This window comes from Actinomadura rubrobrunea NBRC 15275 (assembly GCF_001552235.1).
In the GTDB taxonomy this organism is placed as follows: Bacteria; Actinomycetota; Actinomycetes; order Streptosporangiales; family Streptosporangiaceae; genus Spirillospora; species Spirillospora viridilutea.
The window spans coordinates 1-2,762 of the sequence record NZ_BCQU01000184.1; the positions used below are offsets into that span (position 1 = coordinate 1).

At 73.4% G+C, this 2,762-nt stretch carries 5 protein-coding genes; all 5 read left to right on the forward strand.

What is annotated here, in order from left to right:
- Nucleotides 1-72 precede the first annotated feature (72 nt).
- Nucleotides 73-489: a M67 family metallopeptidase gene (locus AR3_RS28825; protein ID WP_067918766.1), complete on the forward strand. Its 417-nt coding sequence runs from the start codon at nt 73-75 to the stop codon at nt 487-489.
- 96 nt (nt 490-585) lie between these two features.
- The gene (locus tag AR3_RS30945; protein WP_106258521.1) at nt 586-771 is read left to right on the forward strand and encodes a hypothetical protein; all 186 of its coding nucleotides are present in this window, start codon (nt 586-588) and stop codon (nt 769-771) included.
- A 129-nt stretch (nt 772-900) separates the two neighbouring features.
- Nucleotides 901-1,173, forward strand: coding sequence for a MoaD family protein (locus tag AR3_RS28830; protein WP_067918769.1), 273 nt, complete (start codon nt 901-903; stop codon nt 1,171-1,173).
- Between the two features lie 18 nt (nt 1,174-1,191).
- Nucleotides 1,192-2,139 (forward strand): PLP-dependent cysteine synthase family protein, encoded by a 948-nt coding sequence (locus tag AR3_RS28835; RefSeq protein WP_067918771.1) that lies wholly within the window; start codon nt 1,192-1,194, stop codon nt 2,137-2,139.
- A gap of 273 nt (nt 2,140-2,412) precedes the next feature.
- On the forward strand, nt 2,413-2,762 hold a 350-nt coding region (locus tag AR3_RS28840; protein ID WP_174545498.1), incomplete at its 3' end, for an acyl-CoA thioesterase domain-containing protein.

The window sequence follows — 2,762 nt, forward strand, 5'->3', positions numbered from 1 at the left end:
GGCCGCGGCGGCGCGGCCGCCGGGCGAGGCCGGGCGCCTGCGCCGCCCGTCCCGCCGGGTAGCCTTCGGGGCATGCTGACGATCGAGCGTGCCCTGGTCGACAAGATCGTTGCGCATGCGCGCGCCGACCACCCGGACGAGGCCTGCGGCGTGATCGCCGGTCCGATCGGGTCCGACCGGCCGACCCGGTTCATCGCGATGACCAACGCCGAGCGGTCCCCGACGTTCTACCGCTTCGACTCGATGGAGCAGCTGAAGGTGTGGCGGGAGATGGACGACCGGGACGAGGAGCCGGTGGTCATCTACCACTCGCACACCGCCACCGAGGCGTACCCGTCCCGCACCGACGTGTCCTACGCCTCCGAGCCGAACGCGCACTACGTGCTGGTGTCCACGCGCGACCCCGAGGAGATCGAGTTCCGGTCGTTCCGGATCGTGGACGGCGAGATCACCGAGGAGGAAGTGAAGATCGTCGACCGCTACGAGTGAGCCGCCGGGCCGTGCGGCCGGCCGGGGCCGCGGGGCCGGAGCGGGCGCGGCGGGCGGCCGATCGGCGGCGCGGTCGCGAAAGGTAGACTGGCCGCCATGTGGACGAGCGGGCAGTCGGGGCCGGGCGCGGCGCGCCGAGCGCCGGCCGGCGTCCCGCCGGTGCCGCCGCGGGCGGTCCGCTCCATCCTCGCCGGGTCCCTGCGGGGAGCCGCGTCCCCCTGCCCCGTACAGAGCTTCCTGTTCGGGCACTCGCGCGCCGAGGTCGTCTACGACTGTCGCTGACGCGCCTGATCCCGCCTGGAATTCCCAGACCCCCCGCCTGGTTGTGATGCCCTGGGCGGGAGGCCGTATCACGACCGGGGGGCGTGGGGAGGTCCCCACGGAAGTCTCGACCCGAAGGAGATCATCGCGATGGCGATCGAGGTCCGGATCCCGACGATCCTGCGCCAGTACACCGGCGGCGCCAAGACCGTGGAGGGCAAGGGCGGCACGCTCGACGAGCTGTTCTCCGACCTGGACACCCGCCACCCGGGGCTGCGCGAGCGGCTGGTGGACGGCAACGGGCTGCGCAAGTTCGTCAACGTGTACCTGAACGACGAGGACGTGCGGTTCCTCGGCGGCCTGGAGACCAAGGTGGCCGACGGCGACAACGTCACGATCCTGCCGGCCGTCGCCGGCGGCTGATCCCGGGGCGCCGTGCCGATGCGTTTCGACTCCCTGCTGGACTCCCTGGGCCGCACCCCGCTGGTCGGCCTGCCCCGGCTGTCGCCGAGCCCCGAGGTGCGGCTGTGGGCGAAGCTGGAGGACCGCAACCCCACCGGCTCGGTCAAGGACCGGCCCGCCCTCTGGATGATCGCCAAGGCGGAGAAGGAGGGCCGGCTCAGCCCGGGCTGCACGATCCTCGAGCCCACCTCCGGCAACACCGGCATCTCCCTGGCCATGGTCGCCAAGCTGCGCGGCTACCGCATGGTCTGCGTGATGCCGGAGAACACCTCGGCCGAGCGGCGCCAGCTGCTCGAGATGTGGGGCGCGCGGATCATCTTCTCGCCGGCGGCGGGCGGCTCCAACGAGGCGGTGCGCGTGGCCAAGCGCCTGGCCGAGGAGAACCCCGACTGGGTCATGCTCTACCAGTACGGCAACGAGGCCAACGCGCAGGCGCACTACGAGACGACCGGCCCGGAGATCCTGGAGGACCTGCCGACGGTCACGCACTTCGTGGCCGGGCTGGGCACCACGGGCACGCTCATGGGCGTCGGCCGGTACCTGCGCGAGCACCGGCCCGACGTCAAGATCGTGGCGGCCGAGCCGCGGTACGGCGAGCTGGTGTACGGGCTGCGCAACCTCGACGAGGGCTTCGTCCCCGAGCTGTACGACGAGTCGGTGCTGACCACGCGGTACTCGGTGGGCTCGGCCGACGCGCTGCGCCGCACTCGCGAGCTGCTGGAGCAGGAGGGCATCTTCGCCGGCATCTCCACCGGCAGCGCCCTGCACGCGGCGCTGGGCGTCGCGGCCAAGGCCGTCAAGGCCGGGGAGCGGGCCGACATCGTGTTCGTCGTCGCCGACGGCGGCTGGAAGTACCTGTCGACGGGGGCGTACTCCGGCACGCTGGAGGAGGCCGAGGAGCGCCTGGAGGGCCAGCTCTGGGCCTGACCGGCTCCCTCTTCCGGCGTGCCCCGTTGCACCGCAAGTTGCGGCCGTACGGCCTGCTGTGGCCGCGTCCCCGCGTCGGCGGCGGCTGCCTCAGGGGATAGAGTTCCTGCTCGAACGTGATTCTAGATCCGTGCCGTCCGGAGCCGGGGCGGGCGGGATCCGGGAGAGACGGGATGAGCGAGCTGAAGCGGCGCGGCGTCGTCCGCGCGCGGGGGACGAGCGAGGAGGGAGGGCGGCGCCCGCTCGGCGCCGCGGAGGCGAGCGGGGGCGGCCGTGAGCAGGTTCGGTGACGCGACCGCGGTCGAGCGGGTCGGGGAGGGTCGGTACCGGGTCGAGCTCGACGGCGCCTTCGGCTTCGCCGAGGCCCTCAACGGCGGCTACCTGATGGCCGTGCTGGCCCGCGCCGCCGTCGACGCCTCCCCGCACCGCCATCCCGTCGCGACCTGCGCGAACTTCCTGCGGGTGGCCAAGGCGGGCCCGGCCGAGGTGCGGGTCGAGCAGCGCAAGACCGGGCGCACCGCCACCGCCGCGCACGTCTCGCTCGTCCAGGACGACCGGGTCGCGGTCGACGCCCTGATCACCACCGCCGACCTGGCCCCGGACGCCGAACCCGACTGGGTCGG

Coding starts and splice junctions, on each gene's coding strand:
- AR3_RS28825 (WP_067918766.1), top strand. CDS start 73: ATGCTGACGATCGAGCGTGCCCTGGTCGACAAGATCGTTGCGCATGCG.
- AR3_RS30945 (WP_106258521.1), top strand. CDS start 586: ATGTGGACGAGCGGGCAGTCGGGGCCGGGCGCGGCGCGCCGAGCGCCG.
- AR3_RS28830 (WP_067918769.1), top strand. CDS start 901: ATGGCGATCGAGGTCCGGATCCCGACGATCCTGCGCCAGTACACCGGC.
- AR3_RS28835 (WP_067918771.1), top strand. CDS start 1,192: ATGCGTTTCGACTCCCTGCTGGACTCCCTGGGCCGCACCCCGCTGGTC.